The sequence below is a fragment of the Kitasatospora sp. NPDC088264 genome, assembly GCF_040685715.1.
Lineage (GTDB): Bacteria > Actinomycetota > Actinomycetes > Streptomycetales > Streptomycetaceae > Kitasatospora.
Genome location: NZ_JBFBIR010000052.1, coordinates 1 through 22,481 on the forward strand (window position 1 = coordinate 1; position 22,481 = coordinate 22,481).

Annotated in this window: 17 protein-coding genes; 13 read left to right on the forward strand and 4 right to left on the reverse strand. The window is 73.9% G+C overall.

Features of this window, described 5'->3' with window-relative positions; all coding sequences use genetic code 11:
* Positions 1-617: trehalase-like domain-containing protein (locus tag AB0O82_RS29670; RefSeq protein WP_363587029.1), on the reverse strand; the 617-nt coding region annotated here is incomplete at its 3' end.
* Positions 618-1,376: 759 nt separating this feature from the next.
* Here AB0O82_RS29670 and AB0O82_RS29675 point away from each other — a divergent pair.
* The 10 genes from AB0O82_RS29675 to AB0O82_RS29720 all read left to right on the forward strand — a co-directional run bounded on the left by AB0O82_RS29675 (position 1,377) and on the right by AB0O82_RS29720 (position 14,450).
* Complete coding sequence (locus tag AB0O82_RS29675) at positions 1,377-3,056, forward strand: CTP synthase (protein WP_363586993.1); 1,680 nt, start codon at positions 1,377-1,379, stop codon at positions 3,054-3,056.
* A gap of 93 nt (positions 3,057-3,149) precedes the next feature.
* Positions 3,150-3,797 carry an NUDIX hydrolase gene (locus AB0O82_RS29680; RefSeq protein WP_363586994.1) on the forward strand — a complete coding sequence of 216 codons (648 nt, stop codon included), beginning with the start codon at positions 3,150-3,152 and terminating at the stop codon, positions 3,795-3,797.
* A 175-nt stretch (positions 3,798-3,972) separates the two neighbouring features.
* Positions 3,973-6,171 carry an AAA family ATPase gene (locus AB0O82_RS29685; RefSeq protein WP_363586995.1) on the forward strand — a complete coding sequence of 733 codons (2,199 nt, stop codon included), beginning with the start codon at positions 3,973-3,975 and terminating at the stop codon, positions 6,169-6,171.
* A 261-nt stretch (positions 6,172-6,432) separates the two neighbouring features.
* Entirely contained in the window at positions 6,433-7,548 is a 1,116-nt protein-coding gene (ald, locus tag AB0O82_RS29690; protein ID WP_363586996.1) for an alanine dehydrogenase, read from the forward strand.
* A gap of 398 nt (positions 7,549-7,946) precedes the next feature.
* Positions 7,947-9,113: a ParA family protein gene (locus tag AB0O82_RS29695; protein WP_350883705.1), complete on the forward strand. Its 1,167-nt coding sequence runs from the start codon at positions 7,947-7,949 to the stop codon at positions 9,111-9,113.
* The gene (locus tag AB0O82_RS29700; protein ID WP_363586997.1) at positions 9,110-9,697 is read left to right on the forward strand and encodes a hypothetical protein; all 588 of its coding nucleotides are present in this window, start codon (positions 9,110-9,112) and stop codon (positions 9,695-9,697) included. Before AB0O82_RS29695 ends, AB0O82_RS29700 begins: the two co-directional genes overlap by 4 nt.
* Before the next feature lie 233 nt (positions 9,698-9,930).
* Positions 9,931-10,797, forward strand: a complete 867-nt coding sequence (locus AB0O82_RS29705) for a segregation/condensation protein A (protein ID WP_363586998.1) — start codon at positions 9,931-9,933, stop codon at positions 10,795-10,797.
* Between the two features lie 323 nt (positions 10,798-11,120).
* A complete protein-coding gene (gene scpB / locus AB0O82_RS29710; RefSeq protein ID WP_363587030.1) occupies positions 11,121-11,741 on the forward strand; it encodes an SMC-Scp complex subunit ScpB in 621 nt (206 codons plus the stop codon).
* A gap of 63 nt (positions 11,742-11,804) precedes the next feature.
* Positions 11,805-13,151 (forward strand): pseudouridine synthase, encoded by a 1,347-nt coding sequence (locus AB0O82_RS29715; RefSeq protein WP_363586999.1) that lies wholly within the window; start codon positions 11,805-11,807, stop codon positions 13,149-13,151.
* A gap of 315 nt (positions 13,152-13,466) precedes the next feature.
* Positions 13,467-14,450, forward strand: coding sequence for a helix-turn-helix domain-containing protein (locus AB0O82_RS29720; protein ID WP_159398525.1), 984 nt, complete (start codon positions 13,467-13,469; stop codon positions 14,448-14,450).
* A gap of 47 nt (positions 14,451-14,497) precedes the next feature.
* Here the strand turns inward: AB0O82_RS29720 and AB0O82_RS29725 are convergent, their stop codons facing one another.
* The 3 genes from AB0O82_RS29725 to AB0O82_RS29735 all read right to left on the reverse strand — a co-directional run bounded on the left by AB0O82_RS29725 (position 14,498) and on the right by AB0O82_RS29735 (position 18,899).
* Positions 14,498-14,860 (reverse strand): DUF952 domain-containing protein, encoded by a 363-nt coding sequence (locus tag AB0O82_RS29725; RefSeq protein ID WP_350883713.1) that lies wholly within the window; start codon positions 14,858-14,860, stop codon positions 14,498-14,500.
* 79 nt (positions 14,861-14,939) lie between these two features.
* The gene (locus AB0O82_RS29730) at positions 14,940-16,487 is read right to left on the reverse strand and encodes a mucoidy inhibitor MuiA family protein (RefSeq protein WP_363587000.1); all 1,548 of its coding nucleotides are present in this window, start codon (positions 16,485-16,487) and stop codon (positions 14,940-14,942) included.
* Positions 16,488-16,490: 3 nt separating this feature from the next.
* Positions 16,491-18,899, reverse strand: a complete 2,409-nt coding sequence (locus tag AB0O82_RS29735; protein WP_363587001.1) for a DUF4139 domain-containing protein — start codon at positions 18,897-18,899, stop codon at positions 16,491-16,493.
* Between the two features lie 397 nt (positions 18,900-19,296).
* Here AB0O82_RS29735 and AB0O82_RS29740 point away from each other — a divergent pair, with 397 nt between their 5' ends.
* The 3 genes from AB0O82_RS29740 to cmk all read left to right on the forward strand — a co-directional run bounded on the left by AB0O82_RS29740 (position 19,297) and on the right by cmk (position 22,460).
* Positions 19,297-20,382: a prephenate dehydrogenase gene (locus tag AB0O82_RS29740; RefSeq protein WP_363587002.1), complete on the forward strand. Its 1,086-nt coding sequence runs from the start codon at positions 19,297-19,299 to the stop codon at positions 20,380-20,382.
* A gap of 79 nt (positions 20,383-20,461) precedes the next feature.
* Complete coding sequence (locus AB0O82_RS29745; RefSeq protein ID WP_363587003.1) at positions 20,462-21,556, forward strand: DUF4419 domain-containing protein; 1,095 nt, start codon at positions 20,462-20,464, stop codon at positions 21,554-21,556.
* A 190-nt stretch (positions 21,557-21,746) separates the two neighbouring features.
* The gene (cmk, locus tag AB0O82_RS29750) at positions 21,747-22,460 is read left to right on the forward strand and encodes a (d)CMP kinase (RefSeq protein ID WP_363587004.1); all 714 of its coding nucleotides are present in this window, start codon (positions 21,747-21,749) and stop codon (positions 22,458-22,460) included.
* Positions 22,461-22,481: the final 21 nt, after the last annotated feature.

Below are 22,481 nucleotides of genomic sequence, written 5' to 3' on the forward strand. Positions count from 1 at the left end.
GTGACGGTGAAGTCGGCGTAGGTGGTCAGGTCGCGGCCGTAGGTCTCGGACTCGCCGTCCAGCCACACCGAGTCGGGCCCGGCCACGGCGACGGTCCGGTGGCCGCCGCCGGCCTGCTCGACCCGGTGCACCCAGGGCACGATGCGCCCGTACGAGAAGCGCATCCGCACCGCCGAGCGCATCCGGACGGTGCCGGACACGCCCTCGACGATCCGGATCACCTGGGGGACGGCGTCGCGGCCGGCCAGCGGGCGCGGCGGCATGAAGTCGATCACCCGGACGGTGCCACCCTGGGTGTCCCACTCCTGTTCCAGAACCAGCGAGTCGCCCCGGTAGCGGCGGCGGTCGGCGGGCACCGCGGGGGCGGCCGCGGTGGGCGGCGGGACCCTCAGATCGGCGGTGTCGGTGAAGCGGGGGAGGCCGAGGGCGGGGGCGGCCGGGGTGGGGGGTGCCGCGGGGGTGGGGACTTCGGTCGCGACGGCTTCGGCCGGACCGATCCGCCAGAAGCCGTGTTCATCGGTGCCGAGCAGGCCGGCGAACACGGCCGGAGAGTCGAAGCGGGGCAGGCAGAGCCAGTCCACCGCCCCGTCCCTGCTGACCAGGGCAGCGGTCTGCATGTCCCCGATGAGTGCGTAGTCCTCGATACGGCCGGCCACGTGGATCTCCAGTTCGCAATGTGGTCACGACGCATCGGCGATCTGGGGGAGCGAGCGGTCTGCGGGGCCGGAGCCCACCCCGGGACGTCCGGCTCGCCGAGGGGTGGTGGCGGGCCTTGCTGGAGTGTCCGCGCGGGGCTCGGTCGAGCCCCTGGGGTGGGAGGGGAGGAGCTGGAATACGGGGAGGTCCGGTCGCGCATCGGGGACCGGGAGTGTCCTGACCTCCCACGCCCTCCGCGTGCTCGTGCTGTCGGCGATGCGTCCGTGCAGCTTACGACGGACGAAAGGGGCGAAGCACGCGGGCGCAGCCTCGTGTGGCGCCACAATTCGGCGGAAATGCCGTGCATCGCGAGGACGCCGGGCAGGATGGTCCGGACGGATCAGTTCCGGCTGGTCCCAGTGGAGGGGCTGTCATGGCCCGAACGGAGTGCTCCGAAGTGGCCCGGTCCGGCCGGGGTGCGACCGGTGTGACTGCTGCGCCGGATGATGCGCCGGTGGTGCGCCCCGCGCACGCCCCCGGGGCGCCGCGAGCGGGCCGGAAGGCGTCCCGGTCGCGTCACTGATACCCTGGTATCCCGTGGACCGGTGGGATCAAACGCCCCGGACCAGCCGAATCGACGACCCCCCGAGTGCCGTGCACCGCACCGCCTCCCGTCGTTCGGCGAGTCGAGAGCATCCCGCCCACGTCACCTTCGACACGCGACCCACGGGAGCCCCCTCTTGGCACAGCCCCATTCCGGCAAGGCAGCGAACGGCCGCGCCGTGACGACCAAGCACCTCTTCGTCACCGGGGGTGTCGCCTCTTCGCTCGGCAAGGGCCTCACCGCCTCCAGCCTCGGCGCGCTCCTCAAGGCCCGCGGCCTGCGCGTCACCATGCAGAAGCTCGACCCGTACCTCAACGTGGACCCGGGCACCATGAACCCGTTCCAGCACGGTGAGGTCTTCGTCACGGACGACGGCGCCGAGACCGACCTGGACATCGGCCACTACGAGCGGTTCCTGGACACCAACCTGCACGGTTCGGCGAACGTCACCACCGGCCAGGTCTACTCCACCGTCATCGCCAAGGAGCGACGCGGCGAGTACCTGGGCGACACCGTCCAGGTCATCCCCCACATCACCAACGAGATCAAGTCCCGGATCCGCCGGATGGCGACCGAGGACGTCGACGTGGTGATCACCGAGGTCGGCGGGACCGTCGGCGACATCGAGTCGCTGCCGTTCCTGGAGGCCGTCCGCCAGGTCCGCCACGAGGTCGGCCGGGACAACGTGTTCTTCGTGCACGTCTCCCTGCTGCCGTACATCGGCCCCTCGGGCGAGCTGAAGACCAAGCCCACCCAGCACTCCGTCGCCGCGCTGCGCAACATCGGCATCCAGCCCGACGCCATCGTGCTGCGCGCCGACCGCGAGGTCCCGCAGGCCATCAAGCGCAAGATCTCGCTGATGTGCGACGTGGACGAGGAGGCCGTGGTCGCGGCCATCGACGCCAAGTCGATCTACGACATCCCCAAGGTCCTGCACGGCGAGGGCTTGGACGCCTACGTGGTGCGCCGGCTCGACCTGCCGTTCCGCGACGTGGACTGGACGACCTGGGACGACCTGCTGCGCCGCGTCCACGAGCCGCAGCACATCGTCAAGGTCGCCCTGGTCGGCAAGTACATCGACCTGCCGGACGCCTACCTGTCGGTGACCGAGGCGCTGCGCGCCGGCGGCTTCGCCAACAACGCCCGGGTCGAGATCAAGTGGGTGACCTCGGACGACTGCGAGACGCCTGAGGGCGCCCGGGCGCAGCTCGGCGACGTGGACGCGATCTGCATCCCCGGCGGCTTCGGCGACCGCGGCGTCAACGGCAAGGTCGGCGCCATCACCTTCGCCCGCGAGAACCGCGTCCCGCTGCTCGGCCTGTGCCTGGGTCTGCAGTGCGTGGTCATCGAGGCGGCCCGCAACCTGGCCGGCCTGCCCGAGGCCAACTCCACCGAGTTCGACGCCGCCGCCAAGCACCCGGTCGTCTCCACGATGGCCGAGCAGCTGGCCATCGTCGACGGCAAGGGCGACCTGGGCGGCACCATGCGTCTGGGCCTGTACCCGGCCAAGCTCGCCGAGGGCTCGATCGTCCGTGAGGTCTACGGCGGCGAGCAGTACGTCGAGGAGCGCCACCGCCACCGCTACGAGGTCAACAACGCCTACCGCGCGGACCTCGAGAAGACCGGCCTGCAGTTCTCCGGCCTCTCCCCCAAGGGCGACCTGGTCGAGTACGTCGAGTACCCGCGCGAGGTGCACCCGTACCTGGTGGCCACCCAGGCCCACCCGGAGCTGAAGTCCCGCCCGACCCGCCCGCACCCGCTGTTCGCGGGTCTGGTCAAGGCCGCCATCGAGATCAAGAGCACCGCGGCCGAGTAAGTCGCCGGTCGTTCACCGGACGGCGGCCCCGCGATTCCCGCGGGGCCGCCGTCCGGCGTTAGATTGTGTCGTACTGACGAAAAGGGGAGAGCGATGGACGAGCAGCGCGACCAGGGGATCGCCGACGTGGCCGAGGAGTGGGAGGTCCGGGAGAGCCGGACGCCGTTCCAGGGCAAGGTCACCGGTGTGCGCAGCGAAGAGGTCCGGATGCCCGACGGCAGCTGGGCCCGCCGCGACTACCAGACCCACCCCGGCTCGGTCTCCGTGCTCGCCCTGGACGACAAGCAGCGGGTGCTGATCCTGCGGCAGTACCGGCACCCCGTCCGCCAGCGCCTGTGGGAGCTGCCCGCCGGCCTGCTCGACGTGCCCGGCGAGAACCCGTGGCACGCCGCGCAGCGCGAGCTGTACGAGGAGGCGCACTGCAAGGCCGGCACCTGGCGCATCCTCGCCGACTACTACACCTCCCCGGGCGGCACCGACGAGGCGCTGCGGATGTTCCTCGCCACCGACCTCGCGGAGGCCGAGGGCGAGCGCTACGCGGCGGAGGGCGAGGAACAGGAGATCGAGGTCGCCTGGGTGCCGGTGTCCGACCTGATCCGGCTGATCCACGCCGGGCGGCTGCACAACCCGACCCTGGTCACCGGCACGCTCGCCGTGCACGCCGCGCTCACCGGACCGGACGGGCTGGACGGACTGCGCCCGGCGGACTCGCCCTGGCCGGCCCGGCCCTTCGAGGGGTGAGCGAACGGCCCGTACGCCTCCTGAGCACCCTGCTGTTGATCCGCAAGGGTGATTTACCGGTTCGTACGACCGGATGTCACCTCGGCTGAGCCGGACGGTCGAACTACGCTTCGCAGACAGGGCGCCCGTCCCGGGCCGCCTCCGCTGAGGCCGGATGACGTCGGGAGTGGCACGGGTGGCGAGGAAGACGGCGACGATGGACCCCGGCCCCGACGCGCCCGTCGGGGCCGTTCCGGGCCTCGACCGGCTGCCGGCCGGGCCCGCGCTGTTCGTCGGGCGGCGCACCGAACTGGCCGCGCTGCGGGCGGCCGCCGCGCGCCCGGCCACCGGCCGCAGCCCGGTGCTGGTCCTGGCCGGTCGCCCCGGCTCCGGCCGCACCACGCTGGCGGTCCGCTTCGCCCGCACCGCCGCCGCGGACCACCCCGACGGTGTGCTCTTCGCACGTCTGTCCGCCCCCGACGGCGGCCGGGTGGCGCCCGCCCGGGCCGCCCGCCTGCTGCTGGAGCAGCTCGATCCCGAGGCCCCCGTGCCGCTGCCCGGCGCCACCGGGGACGGGCGGGACGAGCCCGCCTGCGTCGCGCTGCGCGAGGCGCTCGTGGGCCGCCGGGTCCTGCTGGTGCTGGACGACGTCCGGGACGCCGGGCAGCTGTGGCCGCTGCTCGCGGACGAACCCGGCTGCCTGGTGCTCGCCACCACCGCCGGGCCGCTCACCGGCATCGAGGACATCGACCCGGTGATCCTCGGCGGGCTCGACCGGCAGGCCTCCGGCGAACTGCTCGCCGACCTGGTCGGCGGCACCCGGATCTCCTGCGACCCGGTCGGCGGCGCCGACCTGGCGGAGGCCTGCGCGGCCCGGCCGGCCGCCCTGCGGCTGATGGCCGGATGGCTGCGCGGCGACCCGAAGGCGGCCGTCACCGAGGCGGCGCGCGAGCTCACCCGGGTGGTGGGCGAGGAGTCGGCACGGTCGGCGGTGCCGAAGGGGGAGGGGGAGAAGGCGGAGAAGCCCGTACAGGGGCCGAAGACCGCCCAGGCGCCGACGCCCGGGAAGGCCGCGACGCCGGTACAGGGGGCGGCCCCGGGGAAGGCTGCGAAGCCCGTACAGGGCGCGGCGTCGGGGAAGGCCGCGAAGTCCGTACAGGGGCCGAAGGCTGCCCAGGTGTCGACGCCCGGGAAGGCCGCGACGCCCCCACCGCTGGGGGAGAAGCCGGCCGAGGGCCCGCCGCCGGAGCCCGCCGCCGGCGAGACGGCCGGGGAGCAGGCGGCCTGGGTGAAGCCCGGCCCGGAGCCGGCCGAGCCGGTGCCCGTCCCCGACAGCGACCCGCTGATCGGCGCGTTCACCCTGCTGTACGGCACCCTCCCGGCCGCCCAGGCGCGGATGCTGCGCACCCTCACCCTGGCCCCGGCGCAGACCGCCGACCCGCGCACCGCCTCCGCCCTGGTCGGCTGCCCGGCACCGGAGGCGGCCGTGACGCTCGCCGCACTGGCCGAACGGGAGCTGCTCGGCCAGGAGGCGCCGGCCGCCGACGGCAGCCCGCGCTACCGGGTGCCCGGGCGCCTCTACCCGAGGCTGGTCCGGCTGCGCGAGCAGGAGGACCGGCCCGCCGAGACCGAGCTCGCCCGGGCCAGGCTGCTGGAGCGGCTGGTCCGGCTCACCGAGTCGGCCCGCGCCCTGCTGGACCCGGCGGGCAGCGGCCCCGGGCCGGACCCGCTGCCCGCCGCCCTGCGGCTGGGCTCGGCGGAGCACGCCCGGGAGTGGCTGCTCGGCGAGCGGGACCTGCTGCTCGGGGCGGTGGCCGACGCGATCGGCCAGGGCGACCTGGACGGCTCGGCGGGCCGGCTGGTCACCGCGCTGCTGCGGGCGCTGCCGCTGACCGGCGCCGCCGCCCCCGCCGACCTCTACCGGCTGCACGAACTGGTGCTGACCGTCGCCGAGCGGCACGGCAGACCCCGCCGGGCCTCGGCCGCGCTGCTCAACCTGGGCGACCTACAGGCCGCCGCGGGCCGCTGGGAGCAGGCCGTCACGCACTACCGGGCCGCCCTGGAGCACGCCCGCACGGCCGGGGACGAACCGCTCTGCGCCCGGGCCCTGGAGGGTGCGGCCGGCTGCCACCGGGCGCTCGGCGACGCGGTGCGCGCCGCCGACTGGTACGGGCGGGCACTCGGCCTGCGGCAGTCGATGGGGGAGCCCGCCGCCGAGGCCCGGCTGCTCGCCCGGGTGGCCGAGGCGCACGCCGCGCAGCGCCGTTTCGACGAGGCGGACCGCGAGTACCGGGCCGCGCTGGCGGTGCTGCGCAGGCTCGGCGACGAGCGCGGCCGGGAGGCCGTCGGGGCCGCCCTCGCGGACCTGCGGGAACGGGTCGACGCCGGGTGGTGAGGGGTCTTTCGGAGGTATTGTCGAAGATGCCCGGTTAACACATCTTTGGTGGGAAGATCGCAAGGGAAGCCTACGAACCTGCCAATGTGTTCGGCAGATTTATTCACTTTGGAAGGCTGACACGCCGACTGGGCTTCATTACACTCGAACTCAGTCGCGCAGCGATCCCCGCCCCGGGCTGCCCCGGAGGCTTCCCCACGTGCGCGTCGCCCGCCGGTCTTCTCCGGTAGGGACCCCCATGGCAAGAGGACGTGTTTAGCCGTGAAGGTCGGCATCCCCCGCGAGGTCAAGAACCACGAGTACCGCGTGGCCATCACGCCCGCCGGCGTGCATGAGCTGGTCCGCAACGGACACGAGGTCTACATCGAGGACAACGCCGGTGTCGGCTCCTCGATCCCCAACGAGGAGTACGCGGCCGCCGGCGCCACCATCCTCCCCACCGCCGACGAGGTGTGGGCCACCGCCGACCTGCTGCTGAAGGTCAAGGAGCCCATCGCCTCCGAGTACCACCGGCTGCGCAAGGGCCAGACCCTCTTCACGTACCTGCACCTGGCGGCCGACCGCGCCGGCACCGACGCGCTGATCGCCTCGGGCACCACCGCCATCGCGTACGAGACCGTGCAGCTCGGCAACGGCGCGCTGCCGCTGCTCGCCCCGATGTCCGAGGTCGCGGGCCGTCTCGCCCCGCAGGTCGGCTCGTACCACCTGATGCGCCCGGCCGGCGGCCGCGGCGTGCTGCCCGGCGGCGTGCCCGGCACCCACCCGGCCAAGGCCGTCGTCATCGGCGGTGGCGTCTCCGGCTGGCACGCGGCCACCATCGCCATCGGCATGGGCTACGAGGTGACCCTGCTCGACCGCGACATCAACAAGCTGCGCGAGGCCGACCGCATCTTCGGCACGAAGATCAAGGCCATCGTCTCCAACACCTTCGAGCTGGAGAAGGCCGTCATCGAGGCCGACCTGGTCATCGGCGCGGTGCTGATCCCGGGCGCCAAGGCCCCGAAGCTCGTCACCAACGAGCTGGTCTCCCGCATGAAGCCGGGCTCCGTGCTCGTCGACATCGCCATCGACCAGGGCGGCTGCTTCGAGGACTCGCACGCCACCACGCACGCCGAGCCGACCTTCCAGGTCCACAACTCGGTCTTCTACTGCGTGGCCAACATGCCGGGCGCCGTCCCGAACACCTCCACCTACGCGCTGACCAACGCGACGATGCCGTACGTCGTCGAGCTGGCCAACCGCGGCTGGAAGGAGGCGCTGCGCCGTGACCCGGCGCTCGCCAAGGGCCTGAACGTGCACGAGGGCCAGATCACCTTCCCGGCCGTGGCCGAGGCCTTCGGCCTGGAGTCGGTCTCGCTGGAGAGCGTGCTCGCCTGATCCGGTGATCCTGCGATTCGGTGATCCAGAGATCCGCTGATCCTGCGATCCGGTGATCCAGAGATCCTGCGATCCGGTAGACCGCCCGGCGGTCGTTCGCCCCCGACCCGATCCCCTCGGGCCGGGGGCTTCGCCGTGCCCGTGAACGGGTGGTGGAGCGGACGGGTCGCTCTGTCGTCAATTTCTGTCGGTCGTGTCACCCCACCGCAGAAACGTTAGGGTCAACGGCCTACTCATCCCTTGACATCGGCCCGCCCGATAGTCGACACATCCGGCCCACTACCGTGGATTGTGTTGCTGCGAACGCCTTGAACGGCCTAGAGTCGCAAACCGTCGGCATGCTGCCACGCTGACGAATCGACATAGAGTCCTGGATGCCCAAGGAGGTAAGACGACTTGTGAATGAGTCGACATTTGCTCCCGGGGGTGGTCAGCCAGGACTGGCGGAGCGCACCGCCGGCCAGCCGAGTGAGGAGCCAGGGGCCCGGCAGCCCTCCGTGGGCTCGGCCGAGGTCGGCTCGGTCGCACTCCGCACCTTCGAAGCACGCCAGAACACAGCGCAGGTGACCACGGTGACCGATCACGACGCCGACTTGGCGGCCTACGGCCTGGCCTACGGCGAGTTCGCCTACGGCGCCTACGACGACCCGGACGCCGAGTACGAGCCGGACCCGGAGTACGCCGCCACGCTGGCCCCCGACGCCGCGCGCCAGCGCCGCGAGCGGGTCGGCCCGACCGGCCGCCCGCTGCCGTACTTCCCGATCCCCGCCCCGGTGGCCGAGCACGGCCCCGCGCAGATCATCGCCATGTGCAACCAGAAGGGCGGCGTCGGCAAGACCACGTCGACCATCAACCTGGGCGCCGCGCTGGCCGAGTACGGCCGCCGGGTGCTGCTCGTCGACTTCGACCCGCAGGGCGCGCTCTCGGTCGGCCTCGGCGTCAACCCGATGGAGCTCGACGTCACCGTCTACAACCTGCTCATGGAGCGGGGCCTGACGGCCGATGAAGTGCTGCTCAAGACGGCCGTGCCGGGCATGGACCTGCTGCCGTCCAACATCGACCTCTCCGCCGCCGAGGTGCAGCTGGTCAGCGAGGTGGCCCGGGAGTCCGCGCTGGCCCGCGCGCTGAAGCCGCTGCTGCCCGACTACGACTACGTCATCATCGACTGCCAGCCCTCGCTGGGCCTGCTGACGGTCAATGCGCTGACCGCCGCTCACAGCGTCATCGTCCCGCTGGAGTGCGAGTTCTTCGCGCTGCGCGGCGTCGCGCTGCTGACCGAGACCATCGAGAAGGTGTGCGAGCGGCTCAACCCCGAGCTGCGCCTGGACGGCATCCTCGCGACCATGTACGACTCGCGCACCGTGCACAGCCGCGAGGTGCTGGCGCGCGTCGTCGAGGCGTTCGGCGAGCACGTCTTCCACACCGTCATCGGGCGGACCGTGCGCTTCCCGGAGACCACCGTCGCCGGCGAGCCCATCACCACGTACGCGACCAACTCGGTCGGTGCCGCCGCCTACCGCCAGCTCGCCAGGGAGGTGCTCGACCGGTGCCGCCCCGCCGAGTGAGTCTCCCGGGGGCCGACGAGCTGTTCCGGACCACCGGCGGGATGGCGCTGTCGCCGTCCCTCGCGCCGCGTCCGGCCGCCGAGGCAGCCAGAGCGGAGACCGCGCGGACCGTCCACGGCACGGACGGCGCCGAAGGCGCCGAGGACGCTCAGGACACCCAGCGCACCGGCGAGGCCGGGCGGCAGCCGTCCCAGGACCAGCAGCCGGCCGCCGGCGCCCCGGCGGGCGCCCAGCCGCCGGCCCAGCGCTCCGCCTCGTCCGCCGGGCCCCAGGGCACCGTGCCGGCCGGCCGCCAGCACCCCGGCGCCGCCGAGGAGCAGGCCGGCGGCACCGGGCGCGCCCGGCCGCGCGGCCGCGCGCCGCGCCGCCCCAGCGGGCGCGAGCGGCACGACGAGAAGATCACCGTGTACGTGTCCGCCGAGGAGCTCATGGACCTGGAGCACGCCCGGCTGGTGCTGCGCGGTGAGCACGGCCTGGCCGTGGACCGCGGGCGGATCGTCCGGGAGGCCATCGCGGTCGTCCTGGCGGACCTGGAGCAGCGCGGCGAGGCCTCCATCCTGGTCCGGCGGTTGCGCGGCCGCTAGGCCCCTTCCTGGCCGTCAGTGGTGCCTCTGGTGCTGCTGGTGCGGTGCCTCCGGTGCGGCGGTCCCGGTGTGGCATCCCTGGTGTGGCGTGTCGACGTCCTGTGGTGACGTCCTGCGGTGGCGTCGATGTCGATGCCGAGGGCCGACGCCGGGAGGCGTCGACCGCGTGACGACGGCGTGTCGACGGCCCCGGGGGCGGGGCGGGCGGCCGGGCCGGGTGAAGATGGACCGTCATGCCGAGCACCGCCGAACCACCCACCACCGCCGTGAACGCGACCGAGGAACAGCCGCGGGGCGGCTTCCGGGTGCGGCTGGACAACTTCGAAGGCCCCTTCGACCTGCTGCTCAGTCTGATCGCCAAGCACAAACTCGACGTCACCGAAGTGGCGCTGGCCACCGTCACCGACGAGTTCATGGCACACATCCGGGCGATGGGCCCGGACTGGGACCTGGACGCGGCGACCGAGTTCCTGGTCGTCGCCGCGACCCTGCTCGACCTCAAGGCCGCCCGGCTGCTGCCCGTCGCCGACGTCGAGGACGAGGAGGACCTGGCGCTGCTGGAGGCCCGTGACCTGCTGTTCGCCCGGTTGCTGCAGTACCGGGCGTACAAGCGGGCGGCGGCCCTCTTCGGCGAGCGCTGGGCCGCCGAGCTGGCCCGACGCCCACGCACCGTCGGGCTGGAGCCCCGGCATGCCGGGCTGCTGCCCGAGGTGGTCATCACCATCGGCCCGGAGCGGCTCGCGCAGCTGGCGGCCAGGGCCATGGAACCCAAGCCGAAGCCCGTCGTGTACGTCGACCACATCCACAGCCCGCCCGTCAGCGTGCGCGAGCAGGCCGGGCTGGTGGTCGGGCTGCTCACCGAGCTCGGCGAGGCGTCGTTCCAGCGGTTGGTCGAGGACGCGTCGGACGAGCTGGTGGTCGTCGCCCGTTTCCTGGCGCTGCTGGAGCTGTACCGGGAGCGGGTGCTGGCCTTCGAGCAGCCGGAGGCGCTGGGCGAACTGCTGGTGCGCTGGGTGGCGGAGGAGGACCGGGGCGCGGTCGAGGTGACGGACGAGTTCGACCGGCCGGTGGGTGAGCGGGAGCGGGAGGAGAGTCGATGAGTGGTGGGAGCGGGAGCCCGAGCCCGAGCGGGAGCGGGGTCGGCGGGCGGCCGGTGCGGCGCCCGCTCGGGCTGCCGGGGCGGCCTCGGGCCGGGGAGTGGCTGGAGCCGGCCTTCGAGCTGCTGGCGGAGCCGGTGGCGGGGCCCGTGACGGATCCGGTGGCGGCGGGGTCGGTGGTGGAGCCGGTAGCGGCGTCCGTGGGTGCGTCGGCGGAGGGCGAGGCCCGGGTCGTGCACCAGAAGTCGGCCCCGTCGACCTCCGGCGTCACTGATGTGGTCGGCGTCGCTGATCCGGCCGGGGGCGAGGAGACGCCCGGGGCCGGGTTGAAGGCCGAGCTGGAGGCGATCCTGATGGTCGTCGACGAGCCTGCCGGGGAGGAGCGGCTGGCCGGCGTGCTGGAGCGGCCCCGGGCGCAGGTGGCCGCTGCGCTGCGCGAACTGGCCGCCGAATACACCGCCCAGGGCCGCGGATTCGACCTGCGGCTGGTCGCCGGCGGGTGGCGGTTCTACAGCCGGGACACCTGCGCTCCGGCCGTCGACCGCTTCCTGCTGGACGGCCAGCAGGCCCGGCTCACGCAGGCCGCATTGGAGACCCTGGCGGTCGTCGCCTACCGGCAGCCGGTGTCCAGATCGAGGGTTTCCGCCGTCCGCGGTGTGAACTGTGACGGCGTGATGCGTACCCTGGTACAGCGAGGACTGGTGGAAGAGGCCGGATCCGAGCCCGAAACAGGTGCGATCCTGTATCGGACGACGAACTACTTCCTGGAACGGATGGGGCTCCGCGGCCTGGACGAGCTGCCGGAGCTTGCTCCCTTCCTGCCCGAGGTCGACGACGTGGAAGCGGAGTCCCTGGAGGGCACGATGATCGCGGAGGCGGTCGCCGCCGCTGCCGTGCAGGCCGTGGGCGGCAGTGGCGAGGCCGGTCGGGCTGCGCCTGATCGGTAGGGGGCGGTGAGGTCGGCCGAAACGACCGCACATCCCAGACGGTAACGACGTACGGACACTTTGATGCGTAGCAGTGGCAACGGCAGGAACGGCAGCGGCGGCGGCAGCGGTCGCAGCGGACAGGGCGGGGGCCGGGGCGGCGGCTCCTACGGCGGCAGCGGCAGCGGCCGCAGCGGCTCGGGCTCGGGCTCGCGTGGGGGTTCGTACGGCGGTGGGTCCGGCTCGGGCTCGGGCTCGCGTGGGGGTTCGTACGGCGGTGGGTCCGGCTCGGGCTCCGGCTCGCGCGGCGGCTCGTACGGCGGTGGGTCCGGCTCCGGCTCGCGCGGCGGTTCGTACGGCGGCGGCAGCGGTGCCGGTTCGCGCGGCGGCTCCGGCTCGTACGGGCGTGACAGTCGCCGGGACGACCGGCGCGACGACAACCGGTACCCGGACCGCCCGCTGCGGCCCGAGGAGCGGCGCTACGACCGCCCCGAGTTCGGCGGTGGCCCCAACGCCACCCCCGCCCGCGGCGGCTACTCCGGTCGGCGCCCCAGCCCGGCCCCGCGCCCGCGCCGTGAGGGCCAGGGCGCCCCGGGCGACCCGCGCCGCCAGCCGCAGCGCTCGCGCGAGCTGCAGGCCAAGATCGAGGACGCCGTCCTCGCCCGGCACGACAAGCCGGCCGTCAAGCTGCCCAAGACCTTCGGCGAGCCCGAGGGCGAGCGCCTGCAGAAGGTGCTGGCCCGGGCGGGCATCGGCAGCCGCCGCGCCTGCGAGGAGCTGATCGAGCAGGGCCGGGTCCAGGTCAACGGCAAGCTCGTCACCGAGCAGGGCAAGCGGGTCGACCCGCAGAACGACGAGATCAAGGTGGACGGCCTGACCGTCGCCACCCAGTCGTACCTGTTCTTCGCGCTCAACAAGCCGGCCGGCGTGGTCTCCACCATGGAGGACCCGGACGGGCGCCAGTGCCTCGGCGACTACGTGACCAACCGGGAGACCCGGCTGTTCCACGTCGGCCGTCTGGACACCGAGACCGAGGGCATCATCCTGCTCACCAACCACGGCGAGCTGGCCCACCGTCTCACCCACCCCCGGTACGGCGTGACCAAGACCTACCTGGCCGCCATCCAGGGCCCGATCCCGCGCGACCTGGGCAAGCAGCTGGCGCAGGGCATCGAGCTGGAGGACGGCTTCGCGCGCGCCGACAGCTTCAAGGTGATCTCCAACGTCGGCAAGAACTACCTGGTCGAGGTGACCCTGCACGAGGGTCGCAAGCACATCGTCCGCCGGATGCTGGCCGAGGCCGGCTTCCCGGTCGAGAAGCTGGTGCGCACGCACTTCGGCCCGATCGCGCTGGGCGACCAGAAGTCGGGCTGGCTGCGCCGTCTGACCAACCCCGAGGTCGGTCAGCTGATGCGCGAGGTCGGTCTGTAGACCGGTCGGTATATTTCTATAGACCGGTCGGTATATTCCGATTGGGCTATGTAGACCGGTCGGTATATTCTCCCCCGGAGTCTGTAGACCGGTCGGTATATTCGGGCTTCTGCTGAGGGCCTCCCCGTCGAAAGGCGGGGAGGCCCTCGGTCGTTCGGTGGGGGTGGGCGGGGTGCGAGGCGGGGCGCAACCCCTGGTCACGGCCTTGTCAGCGCCATGATCCGTGGCAGAGGATTGCCACCGGACCACCATCCGCCCAGTGGCGGGACTGCGCCAGGGCCGGCGCCGGTGGGGGGCGAACGGGGAGACGGCGTCGTGTCGGATGCACCACTCAGCGCACTGGGACTGGCCGAGCCGGACGGACAGGTCTACGCGGCGCTGGTGGCCAATCCGCAGTCCACCGCGGAGGAACTGGCCGAGGGCTGCGGCCTGACGCTCCAGCAGAGCGTGCGCGCCCTGGACCGCCTGGCGCAGCAGGGCATGGCGACCCGGGCGCCGGTGGACCGGCAGCGCTACCTGCCGGTCGCCCCCGACGTCGCGATCGGCACCCTGATCGGCCACCGCGAGTCCGAACTGCGGCACGCCCGGGCCGAGATGCACCGTCTGATGGACGCCTTCCGGGAGGCTTCGCGGTACACCGATCCGGCGCACTCGGTGGAGGTGCTGACCGGTGGCGAGGCGATCGCGCAGCGGCTGGAGCACATCACCGAGACCAGCCAGTACCAGGTCCGCGGCTTCGACCGCCCGCCGTACATCCAGGATCCGGTGACCCCGATCCCGTTGCAGCGGCGGCGGTTGCGGGAGGGCCTGCGGCTGCGGACCGTCTACGACCGGGACGCGGTGGCCTGGCCGGGCCGACTGGAGCGGAACATCCTGGCCGGGGTCGCGGACGGCGAGGAGGCCCGGGTCCGGCCGTCGCTGCCGATGAAGATGATCATTTCGGACGACCGGATGGCGATCATCCCGATCAGCGTGGGCGACAGCGTCCTCGACGCCGCGTACGTCATCCACCCCTCCGCGCTGCTCCAGGCGCTGGACACGCTGTTCGAGGCGGAGTGGGAGCGCGCCGTCCAGTTGCAGGCCGCGATCGGCACCGGGGACGCGACGCTGGAGCCGGAGGCCGACCACCGCAAGCTGCTGGGCCTGCTGGCGGCCGGCCTCACCGACGAGTCGATCGCCCGGTCGCTCGGCTGGAGCGCCCGCACCACCCAGCGCCGGTTGCAGAGCCTGATGCGCTCGCTGGGCGCCACCACCCGCTTCCAGGCCGGTATGGCGGCCCGGGAGCGGGGTTGGTTGTGACAGGAGTTGGCTGTGCACCGGGCCGGGCGGACGTCGGGGGTCGGGCGTCAGCTCCAGGGGGTGAGGGCGGCCCAGCGGCCGTCCGGGCCGCGTTCGACCTTCAGCAGGCCCTTGACGGCGGAGCGGTTGAGTCGTCCGTAGACGTGCGGGAACAGCAGGCCGGGGGTGGCCCCGGGCGGCGGTGCGCCGTGCGGGGCCTCCCACTTGACCATCGGTTCCACCTGTGACTCCTCGATCAGCAGTGCCATCAGCGGGTCGGGAGTGTCGGCGAAGAAGGCGTTGGCCACCGCGAGTGCCGTCTGTTCGTCCGCCGAGCAGTGGATGAACCCGTCGGTGAGCAACGACGCGGTGGTGTACGGCCGACCGGGGTCGGACAGCCAGTCGTCCAGGGGTGCGAGGTGGAGGATCATGTTCCTGTTCTACCCGGTTTGGTCCTGAGCGGTCGTCACGAGCGGACCGGTGTTCAGACGGCGGCGGAGGCCGGGCTCCTCAGAGTCCGGCGACCTTGGCGGTGGCGGAGACCTCGTAGACCAGCGTGACCGTCCGACGGGCGCCGGGCCCGAGCGGGACGTCCCAGCGGAGGATGCCCTCGGCGTCGAAGGCGTCCGGCGACGGGGAGCACTCCTCCTTGCGCAGCCGCACCTCCACCGCCGACACCTCGGAGACCGGCACCCGCTCGCGGACCGCGACGACCTGCTCGTCCCGCTCCTCCGGGCCGGAGAAGCGGGAGAGGTGCAGCCGCACCGTTCGGGTGGTCGTCTGGCGGCCGGTGAGCCCGGCGGTGGCCTGGCGTTCCTCGGCCTCGCGGACCACCCGGTAGCCGTCCGAACTGCCGAACGCCAGCTCGGCGTCGGCCCCGGCGGCGGTGAAGCCCAGCTCGCCTCGGCCGGTGAAGCCGCTGCCGCGGACCAGTTCGACCGGACCCGCCAGCAGCGGGTGCCCGGCCGTGTTGCGGAACCGGACCACCTGGGTCACCAGCGGGGACAGCTCCGGCGCGCACGCGTACTCGCTGCTCGCCTGCCCGGTGAAGGCGCCGAGCGGCACCCGGTGCGCCCGGCCGTCGGAGGGCACGGTGGCCGGAGCGGGCGCGGGCAGCACCCGGACCTCCCCGCCGTCGTCCACCCCCGGTACCCCGGCGGCCGGGCCGAGCGCGCTGATCGCCTCCTCGCGCAGCTCCACCTCAACCGTGCGGCGCTCCTCCGCGGTGCGCTCGCGCAGCATCAGGACGTCCTCGGCGACGGCGGGCGGGTCGGTGGCGAGGGCCGAGCGGGCGGTGGAGAAGGTGAGCCGGACACCGGTCCAGTCCTCGCCGGTGCGCTGCCAGACCACCGCCTCCGACTCCAGCCGCAGGCTTCCGCCGTCCAGGGTGGCCCGGTACGAGGGGCGCCAGAGGGCGCACGGCACCAGATGGGTGACGGCCAGCCCGCTCGGGCCGGGCTGCGCCGCCTCGACGGTGAGCTCCAGGTGGGCGACCAGTTCGGCCGGTTCCTCCTCGGCCTGGTCGAGGGTGAGCAGGGCCTGCGAGCGCTCCTGGTCCAGGCGGCGCAGCCGGGAGTGGGTGGTCCGCAGCTCCTCGCCGTGGCGCTCGCGTTCGGCGTCCACCCGGTCCAGTTCGCGGGACCAGCGGGTGCGTTCGAGCTCGCCGATCCCGGCGCCCTCGCCGATCTCGCGCAGCAGGTCGGCGGAGAGCTGGGCGAGCAGTGCCAGCCGGGCCTCCAGGCGGGCGCGGGTCTGGTCGGCGAGGCGGCTCGCGGTCTCCAGCTCGTGCAGCCGGTGGCGCAGCCGGGAGTCCTCCGGGCCGGGCGGCAGCGGGGCGCGTGGGATCCAGTCGCGGACGATCCGGGCGTCCAGCACGCGGGTGCCGGGGGCGGTGGTCTCGGCGCGCAGGGTGCGGTCGACGGCGAGCGCGGTGAGCGGGCCCAGTCGCAGCCGCTGGACGCCTGCGGCGAGGTTGACGGTGGTGGTGCGTTCGACCTGGCTGCGGTCCTCCAGGCAGGTGACGGCGGTGACGGGGAGGGGGATGGTCGTTCCGGTCATCGTTCAGTTCCTCCGGTTTCCACCGACGATGGCCTTTCCGGCCGGGATCTTGATCTGGTAGCCGCCGTCCAGCTCGGTGCGGCCGCCGGGCGGCAGCTCGACCCGCCAGAGCCGGGTGCTGGGCGGGCAGTCCGGCGTGGAGACCGCCGGGGCCTGCCAGTCGGCCCGCTCCTCGATCCGGATCTCGGCGTCGGAGGTGACCGGCACGCGCTCGCGGACCTCCACGGTGACGGTGCGGCCGAGCCGGTTCGCCAGCTGGACGCGCACCCGGTGGTCGAGCACGGTACTGCTGCTCAGCATGCCCGCGGTGGACTCGTGCAGCTCGGTGCGGCGCGCCACCTCGATGCTCTCGGTGACCCCGATGCCCAGGCTCCGCAGCCCGCCCGGGGCGAGGGTGGGCAGGGCGGCGGTGAGCAGGAACTCGTCGTCGACGGTGACCTCGACCGGGCCGGCCAGCACGGCGCGGTCGGTCCGGTTGGCGAGCACCAGGGTGGCGTACACCTTCTCCTCGACGGTGGGGACGGTGACGTACTCCGGGCGGACGGACACCGGGATCTCGTCGATCGTGACGGTGTGCCAGGTGCCGTCGGACGGGATGTCGGCGGGGGCGGCGGAGTCGAAGCGGTGATCGAAGGAGCCCGCCGACTCGCGGGGCGGGACGGCGTGCCGGGGGAGTGCCAGATGGCGGACCCGCTCGCCGCCGGTGTCACCCGGGGGCATCGCCGCCGGCCCGTAGTGGTCGGCCTGCTCGGTCTGCTCGGCCTGGGGGCGCAGGGTGCCGCGGTGGGCGGCGGGTGCGTCGGGGCCTGCCAGGACGAGGCCGGGGTAGTCGAGCAGGGAGGCGTCCGGGGCGAAGCCGGTGCCGGGGGCCTCGGTGCCGCCGCCGCTTCGGCGGGCGCGGCGGGCGAGCGGGTGCAGGTCCGGCGGGGGCGCGCCGCCCGGTGCCACGGGGGCGGGCGGCGGCGCGGGGGCCTGGGGCATCGAAACCTGGGGCATCGAGGCTTGGTACATCGAGGCTTGCGGCAGGGGGGCTTGGGGCATCGGGGCGGCGGCGGGTGCACCGCCGTATCCGGCGAAGCCGCTCGGGGCGGGCGGGGGCTCCGGTGCGGGTTCGTCGATGTCCAGGGTGCCGCCGCGCCCGGCGGGGGCGGCCAGCCGGGCGGCGTCGGCCACGAGGCCGGCGTCGGCGGGCCGGGGACCGGCGGGCCGGGCGCCCCCGAGGCGGTTGAGCCGGGCGGCGGATCCGTACGGGCCGGGGGTCGAGACGGCGAGCGGGGCCTTGCGGCGCGGGGCCGGGCGGGCTCCGGCTCCCGCGTCGTCGTAGCCGGTGAAGAGGTCGGCCAGGCCGGCCGGGGGCTCGCGCCAGCCGGACGGCGGCGGGGCGGGCTGGCTGCGGCCGATCCGCAGCGAGCGGAGCCGGGGCAGGTCGGTGCGGCGGTCGAGGTCGGCGGTGGAGAGGGCGAGCCGGACGCCGGTCCAGTCTTCTCCGGTCTGCTGGGCGACGGAGGCGCGCAGGACGAGTCGGCCGGTGTCGGCGCCCTGGCGGTAGGAGAGGCGGTAGGCGGGCGCCCAGCGGGCGGCCAGGACGCCGTACTCCAGCTCGATGTCGAGCCGGGCGGGGGGCTTCTCGGGGGCTGGGGCGACGGGTTCCCCGGCGGATTCCGGGGCGGATTCCATGGTGGGTTCCGGGGCGGGCTGTGCGGAGAGCGCCGAGGCCTGCGCGGTGGTGAGGGTGAGCAGGACGGTGGCGGCGGTCCCGACCGGGTGGGCGGGGCCGGCCGTGGATGCGCGGTCCAGCCGGTCGGCGGCCAATTCGCGCTCGTGGTCCGCGAGCTCGACTTCCTTGGTGAGCTCCTCGGCGCGTCGCTGGAGCCGGGTCAGGCGCTCGTCGACGAAGTCGGCCAGCTCCAGCCAGGCGTCGGCGGGCGTCCGCCGCAGCGGTTCCTCGGGCCGCCGCTGCGGTGGTACGGCGCGCAGGGCGGAGGTCTCGGCGATCGCGGTCAGGACCAGTCGGCGGCGCTCGGTGAGTGCGCCCTGGCGCTCCATGGCCTCGTCCAACTCGCGGCGGAGCCGGGGGAGTTCGGTCGGCTCGTGGAACTCGGCGAGCAGCTCCAGCCGGGCCTCGGTGACCGCCGTCCCGCTCGGGCCGTCGAGCACCCGGGCGCGCAGCGAGCGGCCGTCCAGGGAGGAGGGCAGACCGGTCAGCCGCAGCCGGCCGTCGGCCGGGAGCGGGACGCTGGCCCGGCGGCGGCACACCGCGCCCTCGGCGTAGACCACGACGGAGTCCAGGACCGACGGGTGGGCGGGGACGGCGGGGGGTTTCGGGGGCCCGGCCTCGCCGACGTGTCGGGCCTCGCCGTTCTGCTGATCGTCGCCGCTGTGCTGATCGTCGCCGCTGTGCTGATCGTCCATGCGCAACCCCTTCGTTCGCGTGCCGTGTTCCGCGTGTCGCCCGCGCCGTGCCCGGGCGGCCAGTCTGCCCCGCTTCGGTGCGGGCGTCGCCGGATTTCGCGGGGTGCGGCGTGTGTGCCCGTTGGCGGGTCTGGCGGTCTGGCGGTCTGGCGGCCTGGCGCGTTCGCGGTCCTGTGGTGCCCGCCGTGTCCGGCGTGCCTCCGCATGGTGTGGGACGGGGACGGGGCCGCCGTGGTTGCCCAGCGGGTGGGCGGTGGGGGCGTGGGTGGGGCGGATGCGAGAGGATGGGGCGCGGGTGTTCCCGGCCGGTGCCGGGGCGCCGACCGGACCGAGAACCGGCGAGGTCGGGCAGCCCGGAACGCGAAGCCCGAGAATTCGAGAAGGAGCGCGACCCGCCATGCGCACTGCCGTCGTCGTCGGTACCGGACTGATCGGCACCTCCGCCGCGCTCGCCCTGGCCGGCCGCGGGCTGACCGTCCATCTGGAGGACGCCGACCCGGACGCCGCCCGGACCGCCGCCTCGCTCGGCGCCGGCATCACCGAGCCGGCCGACGGCCCGGTCGACCTGGCGATCATCGCCGTGCCGCCCGCCCTGGTCGGCAAGGTGCTCGCCGACTGCCAGCGCCGCAACCTGGCCCGCTGGTACACCGACGTCGCCAGCGTCAAGGCCGGCCCGCGCATCGAGGTCGCCGCGCTCGGCTGCGACACCGTCCACTACATCGGCAGCCACCCGATGGCCGGCCGCGAGCGCTCCGGCCCGCTGGCCGCCCGCGCCGACCTGTTCGAGGGCCGCCCCTGGGTGCTCACCCCCACCGACGACACCGACACCGAGACGCTCAACGCCGCCCTGGAACTGGTCGCGCTCTGCGGTGCGATGCCGATCGTGATGGACGCGACCGCGCACGACCGGGCCGTCGCCCTGGTCTCGCACGCCCCGCAGCTGGTGTCCTCGCTGGTCGCCGCCCGGCTGGAGCACGCCGACGAGACCGCCATAAGGCTCTCCGGGCAGGGTGTCCGGGACGTCACCAGGATCGCCGCCTCCAACCCCGGCATGTGGGTCGACATCCTCTCCGCCAACGCCGGCGCGGTCGCCGACATCCTGGAGGAGGTCGCCTCCGACCTCGGGGAGACCGTCGCCGCGCTGCGCGCCCTGGACGCCCCCGAGGAGGGCGAGCGCCGGGCGGGCGCGGCCGGGATCGAGGCGGTCATGCGGCGCGGCAACACCGGCCAGGCCCGCATCCCCGGCAAGCACGGCGCGCCGCCCACCCGGTACGAGACGGTGGCCGTGGTGCTCGGTGACCAGCCCGGCGAGCTGGGCCGGCTGTTCGGCGAGGTCGGCGCGGCCGGGGTCAACATCGAGGACGTCGTCATCGAGCACTCGACCGGCCAGCAGGTGGGCTTCGTCCAGCTGTCGGTGGCGCCCGGGGCGGTCAAGCCGCTCACGGTGGCGCTGCGGGCGAGCGGGTGGAGCGTCCGGGACTGATCGGGCTGCGGGGGCCGGTCGGCTTCTGGGACTTCGGTTGAGCGGTTCGGTCGAGCGGTTCGGTTGAGGGGGAGCAGGGATGATCATCGAGTTGCCGCTGGGCGAGACCCGGCACGGGTCCTACGGCCGGCCGGTGGACCTGGGGAACGAACGGTTCCTGCGGGCGGTGGTGGGTGGGGACTTCCGGATCCACCACCGCAGCGTCGAAGCGCTGGTCGAACTGCCCCGGCCGACGCCGCCGGACCCGGAGTCCACCGAGCCGGAGCCGACCTGCAGCCTGCTGGTGCGGGCGGTCCACGCCGCCTTCGCGGAGCACCTGCCGCTCAGCCTGTCGCCGGACGTGCTCTGGTACGCGGTGGTGCACGAGGTGGCCGTGCACGCGCGGATGTACGCGCCGAGGTACCGGGCGCTGTTCGGCGGTGCCGAGGGGCGCCGGGAAGTGATCGTGGTCCGCGACGACGCCCTGGCGGCGCCCGGCCCGGACTGGTCGCGGTCGATCCGGCTGGTGCGGGAGCCGCTGGCGGCGGCGGTCGGGGCCGAGCTGGTGGAGCTGTTCCAGCCGGCGTTCTCGACGACCACGCCCGACGACGCCTCCTCCGCGCTGGTGGCGCTGATGGACGTGGTCAGCCCCTACTACGCCTTCCGCTGGGAGACCCGCTGCGGCATCCCGCGGATCCGGCTGGAGGGCACGGCCGGGGACTGGGCGCTGCTGGTGGCGCGGGTCGCCGGGCTGGCGGAGCGCTTCGACTGGCTGGCGCCGTGGTTCGCCGAACTGCGCCCGGTGCTCGACGAGATCGCGGCGACCGCGGCGGGCGGGACGGTCGACGACGAGTTCTGGCGCTCGCTCTTCAAGTGGCGGTCGATGTCCGGCGGCCCACGGGTGACCGGCTGGCTCACCGCCTTCCTCGCGCACACCCAGACCCCCGACGGGCCCCGGCTGCGCCAGTCCTTCGGCTGGCGGGAGGCGGACGCCAACCCGTACCACCGGGACTCCTTCGCGGTGAACGACTTCCCCTCGCACGTCTCCAAGGTGCCGTTCGTCTGGGACCACCTCGGCCGCGAGATCCCGATGGCCTTCACCGCCGGCATCCTCGGCATCGAGTGGGACGGGGAGTACCTGCGGCCCCGGCTGGGCAACGCCGTCCTGCGGATCCTGGGCCCCGACCAGGGCTGATACCGGGGCCGATATCGGCGCTGATACCGGGGCTGTCACCGGAGCCAAGGGGGGCCGGCAGGGGGCTGGCACTGGGCTGATCGGGTGGCGGAGTGGGTAGGGCGGCGGTCCATTAACCTTGAGGGAGACAACCCCCTGCCGTCTGCCTCCCCAGGCCCCGGCTTTCACGCCCAGAGAGAGGTTCGGCCCCGTGGACACTGCCGACCGAGCGCACGCCCCGGTCGTCGTCGCGATCGACGGACCCTCCGGTTCGGGCAAGTCGACCGTCTCGCGGGCGGTGGCGGCCCAGCTGGGCCTGAGCTTCCTGGACACCGGAGCCATGTACCGGGCGATGACCTGGTGGATGCTGGCCAACGACGTCGCCGTGGCCGACCCGGAGGCGGTGGCCGTCGCGTGCGGCAAGCCGGTGATCGTGTCGGGCACGGACGCGGACGGTCCCACCATCACGGTGGACGGCCAGGACGTCTCCGGACCGATCCGCGGCCCCGAGGTGACGGCGCAGGTCAGCGCCGTCTCCGCGGTGTCGGCGGTGCGCTCCCGGCTGGTGGAGCTGCAGCGCGGCTGCGCCGAGGTCGCCGAGCGCGGCATCGTCGCCGAGGGCCGGGACATGGGGACGGTGGTGTTCCCGAACGCCACCGTCAAGGTGTTCCTGACCGCCTCCGAGCAGGCCCGGGCCGAGCGCCGGGCGGCCGAGCTGCGCGCCAAGGGCGTCGACGAGGCGACCATCACCGCGATGGCCGCCGACCTCGCCCGCCGGGACGCCGCGGACTCCTCCCGGAAGACGGCCCCGCTGGCCCAGGCCGCGGACGCCGTCCTGGTGGACACCAGCGAGCTCACCCTGGAGCAGGTGATCGACCGGATCGCCGCGCTGGTGGAGGAGCGGGCCGGGATGTCGTCGGTCTGAGAGGACGGACAGGCCTGAAGG